Here is a 17,811-nt window from a genome sequence, read left to right on the forward strand (position 1 = left end):
CACCTAATTATATATTCGTTTTATGGAATTTTAAACTCTTTCGGTTTGTTTTTATTGTTTTTACAGAATGTCTTGAAATCACATGCGGTGCATGTTCTTTCATCGGCTTCCGCTTTCCAGGCATCCTGAATTTTACATCCCTTCATTTCATTTATTAATGATTCTTCTATATTATAAACAACTTCATCGAACTTTTCAAGGGATTCGTCAATTTCCTCTTCATTGATATTAATGATTCTTATTGAACGTTCCAGCTTGAATTCTTCACTTAATTCGGGAGCTTTGTCATCTTCCTGCCAATTTTCAATTAGCTTAAAGTCATTTTCATATTTTTTCAGTGTTTTTTCATCAATCAGATTGTTTTCCATCTCTTCCTGGATTAAAAGCAAATCCTCTTTTGATGGAACAAGTTCATTTAGATAAAAAATAATTCCTGCAAAGATTGATTTCGCATCTTCCTGCTGTGATCTAAGCCAGGAATATGTCAGGATCTGCTGTTTATGGCTTTCCCATTTGTTTTCAGCTTTAGGGTTTTTCACTTCAATTGGAGGTCTTTTCATTCCCTTGTAATCAATAATTATTTCATAGTCGTCCCCATCTTCAGAGTCTTTAATCCTTTGCTTGAACGATTCATTTTTCTTAAGAATTTCAATAATCTTATTGTTATAATTATCCAAATTACTTTGTTCAAGAGTTTTATTGATTTTCATGGATGTCAGTACGTCTACAACCCCATTAATGCCATAGTAATTGGACCTGCTTCTGTTTTCATCATATTGGGGCATATCACGAATTCCTTTAATTAACAGTTCAGATGAATCGATTAGTGGGAATAAATGTTTTCCCCATATGTTTATTGCCTTTTCGGCTCTTGCGCTGGCTAATTTCTTATGGTCATGCTCATTCAGATTTTCAACTTCATGGTTGGTTGTACTGAAAAATAGGTCTTCATCGTGGGGATAAAGCCCTCTTGCCTGAAGTCTCAAGTCAATTAAATCTTCAATTGGCCGTATGTCATTTTTCCAGTCCCAGGGAAATTCGGTTTTATTTTGGCTCCATTGGATAAACGCTTCTTCCATAACTCCATGAATAAATTCACCGAACCACCTCTGAACAGGTTTTGAAGGGGGTAGTGTTCCCTTGTTCTGATATCGGTATTGCAGATTGCAGGTTAAAAATGATAATAGGTCTCCGGTCAGACTGTATTCCGGAATCATATACGCTTTTGATCTTGAAGGTAGTTTCATATTTTATCTCCTAAATTAGATATATTTCTCTAAATCCAACATACTTCTCGTCTCTGCTCCATCCAACGGCAATATTCGGTATATCGAAGTGGTCATTTTTCTTGGTATACCCTTCGATGGCCGAATTGAGACCGACTAACAGCAATACACTTTCAGCCCTTGAAAAGGCAACAAAATAAAGTCTTGTCAAGTCATCAAATGAGCGGTCCTTTTCACTTCTGTCGCTTTGGCCAAGCGCACTGTATTGTCTAATGCTGTCTTCTATGGTTATTTTATCCGGCAGCGCTTTTGGGAATCTTAAACGTTGTGTTCGTATATCATTTGTTTTAAATCTTGAACCGACATCCACAATAACAAGTGGAAACTCCAATCCCTTTGACTGGTGTATCGATAAAACGTTTATTCTATCGTCAGGCAAGGTTTCAAGAAGTGATTCATCAATGCTTACTCCGCCTGTTGAAAGGGGTATGAAAATGTTCCATATTGCCTCAAGAACTGATTCCCTTTCCTGTAAAGGTGTTTTAAATGAGATGCTTGAGTGATAATCATTGAAGAATCCGGTTTGAGTGATTGATTTGGTAATGGCTTCAAGGTATACGATTCCCTCCACATCGTCCTGCAGCTCTTCAATCCAGGTTGTCAGCTTGTATGCAAGTTCCATTAGACTTGCACTTTTAGGCCAGCTCTGCTCAATGCCGTTAATGACTTCGGGGTATGGTCTTCTGAGTTGCCAGCGTGTTACAAAATCATTCAGGGATACTGGTTCATGGGGCTCCGGATTTAATTTGATATAGTCTTTTGCACTATATCTCCAGCGATTCATATTTCTTTTTGCCAGATTGGGAATTGTCTTATCCGAATTTTGAATGCTCGCTTCAGGGTCGATACATTCAAGCATCAAACCGCAGAATATGGCGACAACATCGATATCGGGCAAATCAATGCCTCGGGGATTAAACATCTCAAGGGGTTTTCTAAGTCTTTTCAGGTCTTTTCTTAGGTGATGGAGAAATGAACGGTTTCCATATTGAGTTTCTTTTGGCGAATAGGATAAAATTGCTATATCCGATGCAGACCCATAATCTTTATCTAAAGTGATTTTTATTTTTTCTTCACTTTTGCCCGCTTGAACGGCTTCATTCTTGATTTTTTGCAAGTCGGCAATACTGATTGCGCCATTGACTTTTCTATAATAATCCTCGTTTAGCACCTTTAAAACTTTTAAATCGCATTCGCCCTTGTTTACCAATTTATCGATTAATCTTGACAGGTCTTTGGCTAGCATTTCAGGGTTATTTCTGAACATTCCCAATATTGGCATTTTGTCTCTTTCAAAGTCCGGAGCAATGATTTTAGGTTTATTTTCAACTCTGGCGTTTTGATATTCTCTGTCAAGCTCTGCAAACTGGTTACAGTGGTTGATGATGTTTTCAGTTGAGCGGTAATTGGTTCTTAGGTTGATTTCCTCAACTTCAATGCCCAACCTTTCCTTAACACGATTTTTGTAATCTGTAAACAAATCAACGGTTGCTCCTCTAAATCTATAAAGGGACTGGTCATCATCGCCAACCACAGTTATACTGCCGTTATTGTCGAGCGCCGAATTGGCGATTGTGAAATAGATGTCTTCTTGAAGCAAATTTGTGTCCTGGTATTCGTCGATTAAAACAATTTTGATTTCATCCAAAAATAAGTCCAGGTCATGATTTTTTAGTTTTTCAAGAAATGCGGATTCAAGCATCGCAAAATCAATTGTATTTCTATTCTCAAGTGTTCTTTCATATTCCTTGATGGAATCAAGTGCCAATCTATGTCCGCTGCCAGATTCTGTTTTTGAATAAAGCTCATCAAAGTCAATTTGGTCATAATAAATCCTATTTTTTACTTTCATTAGGATTTCACTCATTTTTGATGGCTCTTCAAGTTTGTCCATGCCGCTTAATTCTTTTAAGTATTCCACAAGGTCTTTATTTAGGTATTTTTCATCTTCAATAAGGATTTTAATCATTGCTGTGTTAGCGACAAATTCTTCAATCACTGTGGCCTGGTTCTCTCCGGGCTTTTTATTTTCTCTTAGAAGTTCTTCAGCAATGCTGTCTGTGGTCCCGATGTTGATTTGGTTAAAGTCAATTCTTTCAACTTTTGCAATTTTTTTTGCATCTTCAAAACCGCTTCCGGCCTCATCGATTAGCCGGTTTTTGATTTTGTCCCCCCAGCCTAGAATTCTTGAGTATAACTCGTCTGCAGCCTTTTTGGTAAATGTTGTGGCCAGTATTTCTGAGGGTTCGATATCATCAACGAAGATGTACTTTAGTATTTTTAAAACCATTACGGTTGTTTTTCCCGAACCTGGTCCTGCAACGATAAAAAGGGATTTGTCAGCTTCAGATAAAATGGCTTTCTTCTGGTCCTTATTTGAAGAAATGTCTCTTTTAAGCGTGTTTACTATCATATCCTCAAATTCATCATATGAAATCATTTTTTCCCTCTTATTCTATATTTATTAATTTATATCATTATCATATTATAAAGTAATTGAGAGAGCATTTGAAAACTATTAAATTAAAATATATTAGGTCATGTAATTTTTATATTACAATATATTTTTATGCTGTTGTGATATAATTAGTATTGTGGCAGGGTATTTATCCTTCCATAATATGCATAAGTTGGGGATTTTCCCTAACTTTCTTCTTTTAAGAACAATTAATTTTAAATATCAATTGGATTTAACATATATTTATTAAATTAATTTAGCTGAGATTATGTCTGGTTCTGAAAAAATTGATATGTTTAAAAATGATGTTCGCTTTAGGGATAATATAGCTCATGTAGAGACTATTCCAGCTAAAGAAGCTAATTTTAAAAAAGTGGATAATTTGAATGAAAGAATCATTGATTATCTGGAAAACCAGAATATTAGATTATATAATCACCAGGCCGATACATATGAGGCTATTAAAGAGGGCGAGCATGTAATCATCACAACTCCAACGGCATCCGGAAAGACCTTAGCGTTTAATTTGCCGATAATGGAGACCATGATTGAAGATAAGGATGCAACGGCCCTTTACATTTATCCTGCAAAGGCTCTTTCAAACGACCAGCTGCACGTTTTGGAATCTCTTGAAAAGGATTTGGACATTAAAATCAACCCAAGAACTTATGACGGGGACACTCCAAGAGAAGATAAAAAGCGGATTCGTGAAAGATCCCGCATTGTCCTGACAAACCCATACCAACTGCATCTTATCTTGTCATGGCATCATCAATGGAGCAGATTTTATCGCAATTTAAGATATATTGTAATAGATGAGGCTCATTATTATAAAGGCGTATTCGGTTCGAATGTTGCATTTCTGATTAAAAGATTAAAAAGAATAGCTAACTTTTACGGCTCTTATCCGCAGTTCATATTGTCATCTGCAACCCTTGCAAACCCTTTGGAATTGGCTAATAGATTGACTGGTGATGAATTTAAATTGGTGGACAATGACACTTCCCCCAGTGGTGAAAAAGATTTTATCCTATATAATCCTTTTAAGAACTACCGGAGAAATAAGGTCAATATGCAGGATGCCCCTTCGGTCCACATGCAAACAGAAAACATTTTTATGTATATGATGTTGAAAGAGATTCAAACATTATGCTTCACTGTTTCAAGAAAAACTACAGAATTAATAGCAATGTGGGCTAAAAAAGATATGACTCAAGTTAAAGGTAAACTGGCCCATAGGATTGCAGCTTACAGGGCAGGCTACAGGCCTGAAGAAAGGCGTGAAATAGAAGCGGGACTAAAAAGCGGGAAGTATTTGGGCGTTACCTGTACGAATGCACTGGAACTGGGGATTGATATAGGGTCTCTCGATGCAGTCATCATTTCAGGCTATCCCGGAACCATGATATCAACATGGCAGCAAGCCGGAAGGGCAGGCAGAAGTTCACAAAAGTCTTTGGCCATTCTAATCGCATTCGAAAACCAGCTGGACCAATATTTTATGAACAATCCCAAATTCTTTTTTGATAAGCCCCATGAAAATGCCGTCATTGATTTGACCAATCCAATCTTAAAGGAAGCTCACCTCCTGTGCGCTGCTAAAGAACTTCCTTTAAAATATGATGAAATTGAAAAGTATTTCGGCGTTGATGATGATTTTCTTGATGAGTTGGTTTCAAATAAGGATTTGCATATCAATTCCCGAGGAGATTATATGTATCCTTATGATGACAATCCTGCACTGGACCATTCATTAGACCAAATTTCAGGTCAGGAATTTAAGATAATGAATAATGGGCGACTTTTAGAGACTATGGAACGTGCGCAAGTTTACAGGGAAGCGCATGAAGGTGCAATTTTAATCAACAAGGGGGATACCTATGTTGTTGATAGTGTAAGCCTGTCAAGAGGCTTTGTCAATGTCACCCAAAAGGACGTCGACTACCACACGATGGTTTTGAATCAAACAGAAATCAACATTAGGAAAAAATTATCAAAAACGAAATACGGAAAGCTTACGATTCACTTTGGCGAGCTGACTGTAAGTGAAGACTACTTCAAATACAAAAAGATGCAGTTCTCAAAAGCCATTGGAACCTACCCGCTGGATCTGCCCCCTTTGAAATTCAATACAAAAGGGCTGTGGTTCACAATTCCAAAATATGTTAAGGACAAGTTGGACGACATGTTTCCGAATGAGGAGGAAGTGTTTGCAGGAGGCCTTCACGGGGCGGAACATGCACTGATTGGTCTTTTCCCGCTTCATACGATGTGTGACAGATTTGACATAGGGGGGCTTTCAACAAACTACCATGAGGACACTCAGGAAGCAACCATTTTCATATATGACGGTTATGAGGGTGGAATCGGAATCACAGAAAAGGCAGTTGAGGTTTTTGTTGATCTGTTGAAGTCCACACTTGACCTAATCGATAACTGTGATTGCCAAAGCGGATGTCCCGCCTGCATTTACTCACCGAAATGCGGAAATGATAACAAGCCACTTCACAAAAATGCGACCAGATACATCCTGGAGTACATGTGCAGGCTAATATCAAATGAGGAGTTGGCCGTGCATGAAGAGATTAATGAAGAAGTAACTCATAAAAAGCAAGTTACCGGGGAAGATATGCAGTTCAGCGATGCATTGGAGCTGTATGACAAAAAGGATTATTCCCAGGCAAAGGACATATTGAACAGCATCATCAGCACAAACAAAAACCATGTTGATGCTTTGGTTTTGATGGCGCAGATACTGTACGAACAGGACCAGATTGACATCTCAAAGATGTTTCTGAAAAGGGCATTGGCCATTGACGCAGCCAATGAGAAAGCCAATGAGCTGGATGTGCTTTTGAACAACAGAAAATCTGTAACTTCTGATGTTGATGTTGAAATAAGTAATCTGGATGATGAGGAAGTATTGTATGAGGAGGCCTATGACCTGTATGAGCAGGGGGATTTGGAAAATTCCTTTGAGATTTTAGAAAAGGTAGTTGAGTTTGACAGCAAAAATGCAGATGCCCTGGCCTTAATGGGATTGATATATTATCAATCAGGAATATTTCCGAAATCTGTAGAACTATTTAAAAAAGCTTATAAAATAGATAAGAACAGTGAAATGGTTCGTGAGTTGAAGATGAGGATATCTTAATTAGACCAATACCTTAAGGGATTCCCACATTAAGTAAATCGCTCCAATAATTATTAATACGGCAAAGATTTTTGGAATGTATTTTGTTTTTGAGATTAACTTTTCCAAGTCGATTTTTGATATTGCAAGGCTTAATCCAAATAAAGTCAAGGCAAAACCAAGGCCATAGAGGAAAATGTTAAAAGCAGCATATGCGGCATCATTTGAGCTTACAAGCAGAGCTATCAGCGAAATCAGATAAGCGCTATAGCATGGAGCCCATGATATGGATGTCAACACTCCCAAAGTGAATGATCCAGCCATGCCTTCATTATTTTTAGGTGAAACCGCGCCAAAACTGATTGATTTGTCAAACCACATTGAAATTCCAATTGCCAACAGGATAATGGCCGATAGGATTCTGATGTAGAAGAGATATCTGTACACGAGGGATGTGAAAAATCCGGTCAAAAATATTATAAGAATGAAAATGCTGAATAGACCTAAGGTAAATGACAGTATTTCGCTTTTGCTCTTTGATTTCAGGCTGAATGCTACAAAAATGGGGATGATTGGCAGAATGCAGGGTGACAATATGGAAATCACGCCTGTCAAAAAGGAAACTATTGGAGTTATTTCCATTTAAATCTCCTTAATTGCATTTAAGAACTCATCGCTTTCAAGATATCCTTCAATTTTACCTGCTTCAGTGCCGTTAGGCTTTAGAAACTGGATTGTCGGGGTTCCAAAAATGTCATATTTGCCTGCAATCTCAGGATTCTTGTTGATGTCAACTAAAACAACAATGTACTTTTCGTTCAGCTCCTTTTGAACTGTTGAATTTGACAGGACATCATCCTTCAAAATTTCACAATAGACACAGCTGTCCTGGTCAAATAGCAATGCCACACTTTTGTTTTGGATTTGGGCTTCACTTAATGCCCCATCAACATCGGTTGTAATGTTCAAACCTCGGATTGTTGTATTTTCAAAATCGATTGCACTGACAGCCATTGTTGATGCTAGAATGAGCATAACCAAACTGATTATAACATATCTTTTCATATAAATTCATTTAATTTAATCCATTTAAAAATTTTTGCCATATCCTGAGATTTTAAGGGTTTCCGGCATATGGGCTGAAACCCTCTTCAAAATGTTCGCAGACATTTTCAAGTTCCTCTGGAATGTCTATTTTTTGAGTGCAGTGCTCAACACAGTTTTCACAGTAAGTGCATTCACTGGCGGGAACTTTCTCATCACATAGCTTGTCATAGTAAAGTCTATAAATATTTGATTCGGGCTGGTTCTTGCTGGTGTTGTATAGGTTGAAGTATTCCGGAATCGGAATCATTTCAGGACAAGCATCAATGCAGTATCCGCATTCACTGCATGGCACGGCAAGACTTTCGCTAAGTTTCAAGGCCATCTTTCCTAAAAATTCGCTTTCGGCATCACTCAACGGCTCGAAGTTTTCATAAGTGTCAATATTGTCATCCAAATCACTCATCTTGCTCATGCCGCTTAAAACCATTTTAACGCTATCCAGCGATGCACAGAATCTTATTGCAAAACTGGCTATTGATTTTTCGGGATTGAATTTTTTAAAGTCATCTTTTATTTCATCGGGCAGGTTGACGATCACTCCGCCTTTCAGGGGTTCCATCACATAGACATCAAGACCATATTCCACACATAGCTCATAGCATTTTCGGGCTTCAATGGCCGGGTCTTCCCAGTCAAGATAGTTGAGCTCCAGCTGGACAATATCAAGGATATCCCCATATTTGTCAAGAACCTCTTTTAGAAGTTTTGAATCGTCATGAAAACTGAATCCGATTTTATGGGCGACTCCATCATCCTTCATTTTTTTAATGTATCCGAATGCATCATGTTCTTCAGCCAGTCTCAGCCATGGAACATTGATGTTGTGAACAAAAAACACGTCGAAGTAGTCTATTCCCAGTCTTTCAAGCATTTCATTTACAAATTTATCATTGTCCTCCTTGCTGGTCAATGCCCATGTCGGCATTTTATCGCAGATTTGATATGATTCGCGGGGGTATCTTTCAACCACCCCCTTTCTGATTGCTGCTTCACTAACTCCTCCATGATATGCATATGAAGTGTCAAAGTAGTTAAATCCTTTTTCCATATATTTGTCAACCATCTGGTTAAATAGCTCCTGGTCAACTGATGTGGGATTGTTTTCATCGGTTAGGGGCAGTCTCATACAGCCAAAACCGAATTTAGATTTGAAAGTCATTTTTTGCATCTCCTATGGTGATATTTTTGAATTGGCAACATATTTAAATGTTGTCAATTGCAACATAATTTCATTTTTTTAAATTTCCAAAGTATTACAGGGTATTACTTGAAATATTAAATAGCTTTATTAATTAATAAAACTAAATTTAAAATATTAATATTTATTATGGGAGATTTAAAATGCATGAATTATCAATGGCTCAGGGTATTATTAATGCGGTAATAGATACTGCTGAAAGTAATAATGCAACTGAGGTAAATGAGGTTACTATAGAACTGGGCAGATTGGCTATGGTTAATCCGGAACAACTGAAATTTATTTTAGGAGTTTTGGTTGAAAATACTATTGTTGAAGATGCAGAAATTAAATTCGAAGAGATTCCTGTAGAAGTCGAATGCTCTGAATGCGGATTCCACGGTGATGCAATCATTGATGATAAGGATCATTATGCACCTATGGTCAAATGTCCTGAATGTGATAGTCTTGCAGTTGAAATCCTTAATGGTAGAGATATTGTTGTTAAAAATATTGTTATTGAAAAACCTGATGATAATTAGATTAATAGAGGTGAAAATATGCATCAAATAGCAGATGTGGAAGTAGCAAAAAATATTATGGATGCCAATAAAAGGCTGGCAGATAAAAACCTAAAACATTTAGAGGATGAGGAAATATTCTGTGTTGATTTTGTTGGAGCTATCGGTTCTGGAAAAACAACATTGATTGAAGAGATCATTGACAATACCGATTACAATATTGGTGTTCTTGCAGGTGATGTGATTTCTGAATTTGATGCCGGACGTATTGAAAAACACAATGTTCCTGTGGTCGGCCTTAACACAGGTAAAGAATGTCATTTGGATGCACATTTGGTTGGTCATGGACTTCATGACTTGCCGTTGGAAGACCTGGACATGGTAATCATTGAAAATGTAGGTAATTTAATCTGTCCTGTTGACTTTGAACTCGGTTCCCACATGAGAATTGTTGTGGTAAGTGTCACTGAAGGAGATGACACTGTTGAAAAACACCCATTAATATTCCAAACATCCGATGCAGTCGTAATCAATAAAATTGATCTGGCGGAAGCTGTTGGCGCTGATGCAGATAAAATGGTTGCGGATGCTAAAAAATTAAACCCTAATGTCAAAATCATCAAATCCAGCCTTAAGGATGGTAGCGGATTGGATGAAATTATTAAAGCTATTGAAGAAAAAAAGAATAATTAATTGCTCTTATAGGTGATTTCATGAAGGTATGGGTTGATATTTCGAATGCTCCCCATGTAAGGTTTTTCAAAGATGTAATCAAATATCTTGAAGCTGAAGGTGAGGATGTAATCGTTACAGCAAGGCAATTTGGAGATATTCATAAATTATTGGAAATGTATGAAATCGATTTTATATCTGTTGGAAAACATGGTGTAACATTATATGATAAATTAAGGGAAAGCACTCAAAGAGTTTATAATCTCGTAGATATAATACATGATGAAAAGGTGGATGTTGCCCTTAGCAAGCATTCTATTGAACTTCCGAGAATTTCTTTTGGTTTAGGGATTCCAAGTTTATATGTCCTTGATAATGAACATGCACTTGCTGCAAACAAATTGACCCTTCCATTATGTGACAGAATCATCACTCCAAACATTATTGACTTTTGGAAGCTAATGAAATTCGGAGCAGATCCAAACACAATAATTCCATATGATGGAACTTCAGAATTAATGCATTTTAAAAGCTTCGAATATAATGATAATATTTTCAATGATTTGAATCTTAATTTAAAACATCCTAAAACTATTTTGATGAGGCCAGAACCTTCTCTTGCTTCCTATTTGGATGCTGATTGTAGAAAATCTGTTTTATCTCCGATTGTTGATGAGCTAAAAAATGTGGCCAATATCTTAATTTTGCCAAGATTCAAGGAACAGTCCGAGATATTCGAAGGCATTGATAATGTTTCAATTCTAAAACCGCCGGTTGACACATCAAGCATTATCAAAAAATGTGATTTGGTGATTGGTGCTGGAGGAACAATGAACAGGGAATCTGCAATTTTGCAAACTCCTGTTATCTCATGTTATCCCGGTGAAACTTTATCTGTTGATCAGTATTACATCAATAAAGGCTTGATGTATAGGTCTGTTGATACTGAGGATGTAATCAACAAAGCATTGGAGTTTATTGTCAATCCTCATGAAAAAGTTGATGTAAGAACAGATGACTTGTTCCAGATAATTATTGACAATCTTTATGATTTGGCAAAAAAGGGTAAATAGTTATATATTAAGATTTTCAAATATTATAGTAGTATTTGATATTAAGTTTTTTTGGGCTGGTAGCTCAGATGGTAGATCGTCGCCTTGGCATGGCGGAGGCCCCGGGTTCAAATCCCGGTCAGTCCATTTATTTTTTTAAAATAAAAAGATTGTGATTAGAATATGTTATTGATTGCTCAAAATCATTTACAATTAATTGTTGAAGTAGGATTGATGTTGTTTGTATCATTGGTCTTCTGTCTTAACTTGATTCCACTATCACTAAGTGTAGTAACTTTTTTATCATTATTTATTATGGGTGGTTTTACATTTATTTTCGGTGCGGATATAGTTTTACTTATCATATCTTCAAGTCAGGCGGAATTCACTCACCCATTCGGACCGATAGCGCTACTTGGAACAGTAACAGCCTTTGCAGCGCTTAAAGTGATGAAGGAATCGGGTGTAGACATACGGCCTCTTAAAAGATTTGTGATCCTATTTACAGCAGGCATTACAATATTTGGGGGATTAATGCATAGGTCTTTCTTGTTGTTATGGATATTGGGATTATTTATAGGTTATATTATCATATCAAAATCCTTCAGAGAAAGAACCATACTGACCGGTAGAAGAATCATGATGTTTTTAGGGGTTGCTTTTGTTGGTTTCATATCCCTGGAGGTATTGGCCAGAGTAACTGGAATGACAGTTTTCTCTCCATTGTTAAGATTAGGTAGGATTGAACAATACTCTTTAACAAGTATTAAAACGGTATTGAACAACATTCAGTTAATAGGACATAGTGGAGAAGCTTCCTATTGGGGTACTGAAGGAACGGCTTTTGCTGAAGGATATATCACACTGCCAATGCAATTCGTTTTGTTCTTCGGTTTGCCTTTCCCAATGTTTTTCGGTATATTGGTAAACCAGAAAGATACAATTGACTATATGCTTCCGGGAATATTCGGATATGGTTTTGACTTTGGAATACTGGGACTGGTCGGATTAATGGTCTTCGTACTTGGAACAATTCTGATTGGTTTTAAGGTATTGACCATGTATAGAGAGAAAAGAGAGAAAAACAATAAAAAATACTTGGGAAGAGAAGTATTGTTAACCGGTGCACTTGCGGCTTTCAGTGCGCAGGCTTTAATTGGTTTATTTGTATTTAACAGAACAATCAATGGTATGGCATTATTAACATTCCTATTTTTAGGCGCATTGATTTTAGCTAATGTGGTTACACTCAAATCAAGATCATAGGGGGCAGTTATTATGAAGGCTTTAGTATTGTTAGGATGTCCGGAAACTCCATCTCAGACTCCAATGGCTGTTTATGTTTCTAATAAATTAACAAAAATGGGTTATGATGTTACAATAGCGGCAAACCCTGCGGCCAAAAAATTAGTGAGTATTTCAGATCCTGAAGGATATTACAAACTTAATCTGGTGGATTTGGAGAGAACTTTGGGGGAAATTAATGAAAAGGATTATGATTTATTAGTTGGTTTTGTACATAAGGATGCAGCAGCTTCATTTTTCGTAACCTTTGACCAAATTCTTAATACCAAATCCCTAGCGTTAGTATTTTCAAGAGATGCGGATGAAGTTGAAGAATTTGTTAATATGATTCAGGAAAGCGGAAGTAATGCTAAAATAACTGCTGTAAGAGCATTCCACAATCCATCTCCAATCAAAGTTAAATTCGACAAAGCAATAAAGGAGTTTGAGTAAATGTCATTTTGTTTAGATACTTACCTTCAACAGTCTGACAACTATGAAATCCATGCTTCAAAAGCAGGTTTTAAAGACTGTGCGATGATTATTAGATTTAAAGCTGATGATTTAGTATACATTAAGCCTGGAGATGAGGTTTTGGGTGTTAGAGTAATTGGAATTCCACCGATTCCAATTGGATTTGACCATGAGAAGGGGACTGTTTTTCTCCCATACACCAAGCCTTGCCATGGAACCTCAGTTGTGGAGCTGCCTATTGACGAAGAAGAAGTTGAAAAAATAAGAAAATTAGATACAGGTAATAAAAAATGAAATCAACTGTTGTGGGAAGTTTTCCAGTTGATGTAAAGGCACCCTCATCTGGTAAAGATAAATTATTAAATGCATTGGGGGCTTATGATGAATATAAGCAACCTATTAAAGAAAGTGTTATAGCTCAACTTGATGCCGGTGTGGATATTGTATCCGACGGTCAGGTAAGGGGCGACATGGTTTCTATTTTTACCAAATACATTCCTGGAATGAAATTGGAAGATGGGAATACTGTTGTTGTTTCTAAAATCAGAAATCCAACTCAGGAAATTTCAGTAAATGATTTAAAATATGCGAAAAAGGTCATGAAGGATTATTATGGTGGCAATATTCCTGAAGGAAAAGGGGTAAAGGGAATCATTACAGGTCCGACAACAATCATTCATTCTTCAAGAATACAATCTTTCTATAAAAACAAAGAGGATGCAATCATTGATCTGGCTCATTCTCTTAAGTTTGAAGTGAATGCAATTGCCAAAAAGGTTAAACCTGTTTACATTCAAATCGATGAGCCATTCCTGTCAACTGGAATGGTTGATATGAAAGTGGCCAGTGAAGCTATTGACATTCTACACGACAATCTGGAAATTCCTTTGGCAATGCATGTCTGCGGGACTCTTGATAATGCGTTTAAGGAAATTGCCAGATTTAATGTCGATATTTTAGACATGGAATTTGCAGGAAATAATGTGAATGTTGGCGTTCTGGAAGAAAATGCTAATTTGATTCGCAACAAGAAAATCGGCTTTGGCTGTGTGGATTCATCCGTTAATGAAGTCGATGATGTGGATGATGTGGATGACCTGGTCATGAAGGCAATCGACATTGTCGGAAAGGACAATCTAATTTTGGATCCGGATTGCGGTCTTAGAAGAGCTCCAAAGGATGTTGCTTTCGAAAAATTAAAGTTGATGAATCAAATCAAAGATAAATACAGTTAATCGATGATGCCATGAATAAAAAATTAAAGATTATACTGATAGTGGCCATTGTGTTGATTTTGGCTTATATATCATTCTACTTAACAGATTATTATCCTGCCGAAACAACAGCAAATGATTATATGAAGGGTACTGAAAATGTTTCTGTTGTTAAAGAGGGTTCCAAACTGTTTTTGGACGGACCGGGAAATGACACTGCACTGATTTTCTATCCAGGAGCCAAAGTCGAGTATGTTTCATACTTGCCTCTCTTATCGGAGGTGGCAAATCGTGGCGTGGATTGTTATTTGGTTGAAATGCCGTTTAACATCGCCTTTTTCGATGGAAATGCTGCAGATGCCATTATGGACAATACTAATTATACCTGTTATGTGCTTGCAGGCCATTCCCTGGGGGGTGTTACAGCCGCATCCTATATGAACGGCACAGGCAAAGCTGATGGGTTGATTTTACTTTCCGCATATCCGCCTTCAAAAATAACCAAACCCGTCTTATCAATCTATGGTTCTAAAGATGAGGTATTGGATGTGGAAAAATACAATGAATCAAAACCTTTAATGACTAATCTGACTGAGTTTGTTATTGTCGGCGGAAACCATGAGCAATTTGCATACTACGGCACCCAATCAGGTGATGGAATAGCTTCAATCTCACCTGAAGACCAACAGATGCAGGCTGCCGATAAAATTATGGAATTCATTCATGGCCTGTCATAACTTTTTTAAAATATGATTCAGATAAATAGTTATAAAGTATTTAGTTAAGTGTTTTAGAATGAATGTTTTAAACTTGGTATGCCATAGAATGCCTGAAAGGAGCTTTTTTATTGGGGGACATCAATTTCCAGTATGTGCAAGATGTACGGGTTTTTACATAACATTAATCCTGTATTTTATCTATGCATATTTCTTTTTTGTAGATTATACTCCCTTTTTGATTGCTTTAGCAGTTATCTTTTTGATTCCAGCTATTCTTGATGGGCTAACACAATTGTTAACAGACAGCCAAAGCAATAACGCATTAAGATTTTTAACAGGATTGCTTGGCGGTTTGGGACTTGGAATACTTATAAAAGCTTTAAAATACTTTATGTTTTTAAAACTTGGAGGGATTTAAATGAGAGATCTAAAAGAACAATGGAATGAATTCAGTTTGGGACTGAAGATAATTTCAGTAATTCTGCTTTGCTGTATTGGCCTTGTCATTGTTGGCGGAATAATCGGTGCCTTGACTCCCGATGCGAACACATCCCAGCAAATTTTGGCCAATCTCACTGACAATATGAAAAGCGGAAGCAATTCATCAGGCGGTGATGTCATCGTATCCGATGGTGAACTGGAAGTAAGGATTATATGTCCGGTCGGATGGTCCGCTTCCATGGGCGGTAAAGATAACAGCACACACTATGAGGGAACCGGAGATGCGGTCATAGAGTTTGACCCGGCCGATTATGATGTTCTTGCAGCGGCAGTTCAAAAGACAACCGGCGGAAATGACAAATTAAAAGTTCAGATTGTTAAAGATGGCAAGGTTGTTGATGAGGAAAGCACTACGGATGCCTATGGTGTTGTCAGTGTAAGTACAACAGTCAAATAGTTTGATTAAATATCAAACTATCCTATTTTTTTTAAAAAAAGTTTTTAGGAAATGTTCAATTTCCTAATTCATCGATATTCATGTTTAAAGTTTTTATCATATAGCTTGGATGCATTAAAGTCACCGGGGTCAAGGACATCTCCCACCACAATCATTGCAGTCTTTGTTATGTTGGCGTCCTTAACTTTCTGTGCAATATCCGCAAGGGTTCCTTTAATTATTTGCTGGTCTGGCCAGGTAGCCTTTTTCACAACTGCTATTGGGGTGGTCTCCTCATAACCCACAAGCAGTTCCTCAACTACCTTATCAATCATCCCAATGCCTAAAAAGATACACATTGTGGCATGATGTTTGGAAAAACTTGCAATGCTTTCACCAGAAGGTTTTGGGGTTCTGCCTTCAGGGCGTGTGATGATTACGCTTTGTGAAATCTCAGGAAGTGTTAATTCAGCTTCAAGAACACTTGCTGTTCCAAACAAGGAGCTGACTCCCGGAATTATTTCATATTCGATGTCATGTTTTTTGAGTTCACGAATTTGCTCTGCAATCGCACCATAAATTGAAGGGTCGCCTGTGTGCACACGTGCCACCAGTTTACCTTCATCAACTGCTTGTGTGATAATTGCATCTGTTTCTTCTAAATTTAAATATGCGCTATTGTGGATTTCACAATCGTCTTTTGCAGGATTCAAAACGTCTTTATTGACGAGAGAACCTGCATAGATAATTACGTCCGCTTTTTCAATTACATTTCTTCCTTTAACGGTGATTAAATCGGGATCTCCCGGGCCGGCACCAATGAAAACAACTTTTCCTTTCATAGTATAACTTTTTATTTCAAGTATTATTTAATAATTATGTATTATAATTGACCTTTGATTTAAATAAAGTTTATTAATTTCTAAAATAATTAAGAAATATGGATGAAAAAGGATTTATTTCAATGGAATATTTATTTTCAATCTTTATTGTTCTGATTATTGCTTCAGGATTGTTATTTTTCACTCAGGCAACAATAGAGTCAAATAATAATATTGAAAATAATGTGGAAAACAGGCTTATTTTAGATAATCTGGCCGGTTTGATAAATCAGGTAAATTCTCATGGTGAAGGATATTCCGCATATGTTCACCTTGACTCTAAGGCAGGCTATTATGAAATAACTGTTGAGAGGGATAAGTTAACGATGAAAAATTCAAACAGGATAGGCGAAACTCAAGTACTGCCTTTAAAAATTCCTTCTAAGTATAAATTGTATAGTGGAAGGACTTATATGATTTCAAAAACCGAAGATGGCAGGATAGTGATAACATGAAGGAGAATAATGGTCAGGTCAGCGGAGAATATTTATTGTTGAGTGGAGTTCTGATAATGGTTTTAATTTTATCGCTTGTATTCATTGCCGGCGAGGATGAGCTGAACCGTGCAATGGGTGCTTCAAGAAATGGGGTCATTGAAGGAATCTCCTCTTCAGCATCTGCAATTTACCCGATTGATACATATTATGATTATTCGGACTCAAAATATAATCTGATGAATCCCTATTCGGTGGAACTGGTAAATGTTACATATGCTGAACTTGGATGGGATAGCAATTACAATAAAAAGAAAATCCAGTTCAGGGTATATGCAAAAGCATCGGAAAAATTCAATAAAAAGGAATTGGATTCAATTGGAGATAGGATTAACTTTAATTTAAGGAAATCCATTGCAGTAACTTTCAACACAACATCTTCAACAAACGGATTATACAACCCTGTCTTTTCACCGCATTATGTCTTCACAACAGCTAATGTTAAATGGGTTTGAAGTCAAA

Annotated in this window: 18 protein-coding genes, 1 tRNA gene and 1 pseudogene; 14 read left to right on the forward strand and 6 right to left on the reverse strand. The window is 36.9% G+C overall.

Annotated features, from left to right (window positions below; genetic code table 11):
* Nucleotides 1–20: 20 nt before the first annotated feature.
* Together ACKI4K_RS10715 and ACKI4K_RS10720 are read right to left on the reverse strand one after the other, a co-directional pair.
* Complete coding sequence (locus ACKI4K_RS10715; protein ID WP_407424871.1) at nucleotides 21–1,247, reverse strand: PD-(D/E)XK nuclease family protein; 1,227 nt, start codon at nucleotides 1,245–1,247, stop codon at nucleotides 21–23.
* A 10-nt stretch (nucleotides 1,248–1,257) separates the two neighbouring features.
* Complete coding sequence (locus tag ACKI4K_RS10720) at nucleotides 1,258–3,726, reverse strand: UvrD-helicase domain-containing protein (RefSeq protein ID WP_407424872.1); 2,469 nt, start codon at nucleotides 3,724–3,726, stop codon at nucleotides 1,258–1,260.
* A gap of 286 nt (nucleotides 3,727–4,012) precedes the next feature.
* Here ACKI4K_RS10720 and ACKI4K_RS10725 point away from each other — a divergent pair.
* A pseudogene (locus ACKI4K_RS10725) lies at nucleotides 4,013–6,550 on the forward strand (DEAD/DEAH box helicase); the annotation flags it as partial.
* A gap of 348 nt (nucleotides 6,551–6,898) precedes the next feature.
* On the opposite strand, the gene ACKI4K_RS10730 reads toward ACKI4K_RS10725, so the two are convergent.
* From ACKI4K_RS10730 to ACKI4K_RS10740, 3 genes are read right to left on the reverse strand one after another with little or no spacing between them, the layout of a single operon-like run.
* A complete protein-coding gene (locus tag ACKI4K_RS10730; RefSeq protein ID WP_407424873.1) occupies nucleotides 6,899–7,519 on the reverse strand; it encodes a cytochrome c biogenesis CcdA family protein in 621 nt (206 codons plus the stop codon).
* Nucleotides 7,520–7,942 (reverse strand): thioredoxin family protein, encoded by a 423-nt coding sequence (locus ACKI4K_RS10735; protein ID WP_407424874.1) that lies wholly within the window; start codon nucleotides 7,940–7,942, stop codon nucleotides 7,520–7,522.
* A gap of 52 nt (nucleotides 7,943–7,994) precedes the next feature.
* On the reverse strand, nucleotides 7,995–9,143 hold the full coding sequence (locus ACKI4K_RS10740; RefSeq protein ID WP_407424875.1) for an aldo/keto reductase: 1,149 nt from the start codon (nucleotides 9,141–9,143) through the stop codon (nucleotides 7,995–7,997).
* A gap of 182 nt (nucleotides 9,144–9,325) precedes the next feature.
* Here ACKI4K_RS10740 and hypA point away from each other — a divergent pair, with 182 nt between their 5' ends.
* From hypA to ACKI4K_RS10795, 11 genes are all read left to right on the forward strand, one after another.
* Entirely contained in the window at nucleotides 9,326–9,703 is a 378-nt protein-coding gene (hypA, locus tag ACKI4K_RS10745) for a hydrogenase maturation nickel metallochaperone HypA (protein ID WP_407424876.1), read from the forward strand.
* A gap of 18 nt (nucleotides 9,704–9,721) precedes the next feature.
* Entirely contained in the window at nucleotides 9,722–10,375 is a 654-nt protein-coding gene (gene hypB, locus ACKI4K_RS10750) for a hydrogenase nickel incorporation protein HypB (protein WP_407424877.1), read from the forward strand.
* 20 nt (nucleotides 10,376–10,395) lie between these two features.
* Nucleotides 10,396–11,427 carry a DUF354 domain-containing protein gene (locus ACKI4K_RS10755; RefSeq protein WP_407424878.1) on the forward strand — a complete coding sequence of 344 codons (1,032 nt, stop codon included), beginning with the start codon at nucleotides 10,396–10,398 and terminating at the stop codon, nucleotides 11,425–11,427.
* Nucleotides 11,428–11,480: 53 nt separating this feature from the next.
* Nucleotides 11,481–11,553: transfer RNA gene (locus tag ACKI4K_RS10760), tRNA-Ala, on the forward strand.
* A 36-nt stretch (nucleotides 11,554–11,589) separates the two neighbouring features.
* A complete protein-coding gene (locus ACKI4K_RS10765) occupies nucleotides 11,590–12,672 on the forward strand; it encodes a hypothetical protein (protein ID WP_407424879.1) in 1,083 nt (360 codons plus the stop codon).
* 12 nt (nucleotides 12,673–12,684) lie between these two features.
* Nucleotides 12,685–13,143, forward strand: a complete 459-nt coding sequence (locus ACKI4K_RS10770; protein WP_407424880.1) for a DUF1890 family protein — start codon at nucleotides 12,685–12,687, stop codon at nucleotides 13,141–13,143.
* Nucleotides 13,144–13,458 carry a DUF1894 domain-containing protein gene (locus tag ACKI4K_RS10775; RefSeq protein WP_292603436.1) on the forward strand — a complete coding sequence of 105 codons (315 nt, stop codon included), beginning with the start codon at nucleotides 13,144–13,146 and terminating at the stop codon, nucleotides 13,456–13,458. It abuts the gene before it with no gap.
* Nucleotides 13,455–14,399, forward strand: a complete 945-nt coding sequence (locus ACKI4K_RS10780) for a methionine synthase (RefSeq protein ID WP_407424881.1) — start codon at nucleotides 13,455–13,457, stop codon at nucleotides 14,397–14,399. The genes ACKI4K_RS10775 and ACKI4K_RS10780 overlap by 4 nt, the downstream gene beginning before the upstream one ends.
* An 11-nt stretch (nucleotides 14,400–14,410) precedes the next feature.
* Entirely contained in the window at nucleotides 14,411–15,115 is a 705-nt protein-coding gene (locus ACKI4K_RS10785; RefSeq protein ID WP_407424882.1) for an alpha/beta hydrolase, read from the forward strand.
* Between the two features lie 58 nt (nucleotides 15,116–15,173).
* Nucleotides 15,174–15,515, forward strand: a complete 342-nt coding sequence (locus tag ACKI4K_RS10790) for a DUF2085 domain-containing protein (RefSeq protein ID WP_407424883.1) — start codon at nucleotides 15,174–15,176, stop codon at nucleotides 15,513–15,515.
* A complete protein-coding gene (locus ACKI4K_RS10795) occupies nucleotides 15,516–15,995 on the forward strand; it encodes a hypothetical protein (protein ID WP_407424884.1) in 480 nt (159 codons plus the stop codon).
* Nucleotides 15,996–16,063: 68 nt separating this feature from the next.
* Here the strand turns inward: ACKI4K_RS10795 and cobM are convergent, their stop codons facing one another.
* A complete protein-coding gene (cobM, locus tag ACKI4K_RS10800; RefSeq protein ID WP_407424885.1) occupies nucleotides 16,064–16,816 on the reverse strand; it encodes a precorrin-4 C(11)-methyltransferase in 753 nt (250 codons plus the stop codon).
* Nucleotides 16,817–16,914: 98 nt separating this feature from the next.
* Between cobM and ACKI4K_RS10805 the strand changes: the two genes are divergently transcribed.
* Both ACKI4K_RS10805 and ACKI4K_RS10810 read left to right on the forward strand, forming a co-directional pair.
* Nucleotides 16,915–17,310 carry a hypothetical protein gene (locus ACKI4K_RS10805; RefSeq protein ID WP_407424886.1) on the forward strand — a complete coding sequence of 132 codons (396 nt, stop codon included), beginning with the start codon at nucleotides 16,915–16,917 and terminating at the stop codon, nucleotides 17,308–17,310.
* A complete protein-coding gene (locus ACKI4K_RS10810; RefSeq protein ID WP_407424887.1) occupies nucleotides 17,307–17,804 on the forward strand; it encodes a hypothetical protein in 498 nt (165 codons plus the stop codon). Before ACKI4K_RS10805 ends, ACKI4K_RS10810 begins: the two co-directional genes overlap by 4 nt.
* Nucleotides 17,805–17,811 lie beyond the last annotated feature (7 nt).

The organism is Methanobrevibacter sp., assembly GCF_045644645.1.
Classification (GTDB): Archaea; Methanobacteriota; Methanobacteria; order Methanobacteriales; family Methanobacteriaceae; genus Methanocatella.

Excerpts from the sequence above, each read along its gene's own strand:
- ACKI4K_RS10715 (WP_407424871.1), bottom strand. The coding sequence starts at position 1,247 with ATGAAACTACCTTCAAGATCAAAAGCGTATATGATTCCGGAATACAGT.
- ACKI4K_RS10720 (WP_407424872.1), bottom strand. The coding sequence starts at position 3,726 with ATGATTTCATATGATGAATTTGAGGATATGATAGTAAACACGCTTAAA.
- ACKI4K_RS10730 (WP_407424873.1), bottom strand. The coding sequence starts at position 7,519 with ATGGAAATAACTCCAATAGTTTCCTTTTTGACAGGCGTGATTTCCATA.
- ACKI4K_RS10735 (WP_407424874.1), bottom strand. The coding sequence starts at position 7,942 with ATGAAAAGATATGTTATAATCAGTTTGGTTATGCTCATTCTAGCATCA.
- ACKI4K_RS10740 (WP_407424875.1), bottom strand. The coding sequence starts at position 9,143 with ATGACTTTCAAATCTAAATTCGGTTTTGGCTGTATGAGACTGCCCCTA.
- hypA (WP_407424876.1), top strand. The coding sequence starts at position 9,326 with ATGCATGAATTATCAATGGCTCAGGGTATTATTAATGCGGTAATAGAT.
- hypB (WP_407424877.1), top strand. The coding sequence starts at position 9,722 with ATGCATCAAATAGCAGATGTGGAAGTAGCAAAAAATATTATGGATGCC.
- ACKI4K_RS10755 (WP_407424878.1), top strand. The coding sequence starts at position 10,396 with ATGAAGGTATGGGTTGATATTTCGAATGCTCCCCATGTAAGGTTTTTC.
- ACKI4K_RS10765 (WP_407424879.1), top strand. The coding sequence starts at position 11,590 with ATGTTATTGATTGCTCAAAATCATTTACAATTAATTGTTGAAGTAGGA.
- ACKI4K_RS10770 (WP_407424880.1), top strand. The coding sequence starts at position 12,685 with ATGAAGGCTTTAGTATTGTTAGGATGTCCGGAAACTCCATCTCAGACT.
- ACKI4K_RS10775 (WP_292603436.1), top strand. The coding sequence starts at position 13,144 with ATGTCATTTTGTTTAGATACTTACCTTCAACAGTCTGACAACTATGAA.
- ACKI4K_RS10780 (WP_407424881.1), top strand. The coding sequence starts at position 13,455 with ATGAAATCAACTGTTGTGGGAAGTTTTCCAGTTGATGTAAAGGCACCC.
- ACKI4K_RS10785 (WP_407424882.1), top strand. The coding sequence starts at position 14,411 with ATGAATAAAAAATTAAAGATTATACTGATAGTGGCCATTGTGTTGATT.
- ACKI4K_RS10790 (WP_407424883.1), top strand. The coding sequence starts at position 15,174 with ATGAATGTTTTAAACTTGGTATGCCATAGAATGCCTGAAAGGAGCTTT.
- ACKI4K_RS10795 (WP_407424884.1), top strand. The coding sequence starts at position 15,516 with ATGAGAGATCTAAAAGAACAATGGAATGAATTCAGTTTGGGACTGAAG.
- cobM (WP_407424885.1), bottom strand. The coding sequence starts at position 16,816 with ATGAAAGGAAAAGTTGTTTTCATTGGTGCCGGCCCGGGAGATCCCGAT.
- ACKI4K_RS10805 (WP_407424886.1), top strand. The coding sequence starts at position 16,915 with ATGGATGAAAAAGGATTTATTTCAATGGAATATTTATTTTCAATCTTT.
- ACKI4K_RS10810 (WP_407424887.1), top strand. The coding sequence starts at position 17,307 with ATGAAGGAGAATAATGGTCAGGTCAGCGGAGAATATTTATTGTTGAGT.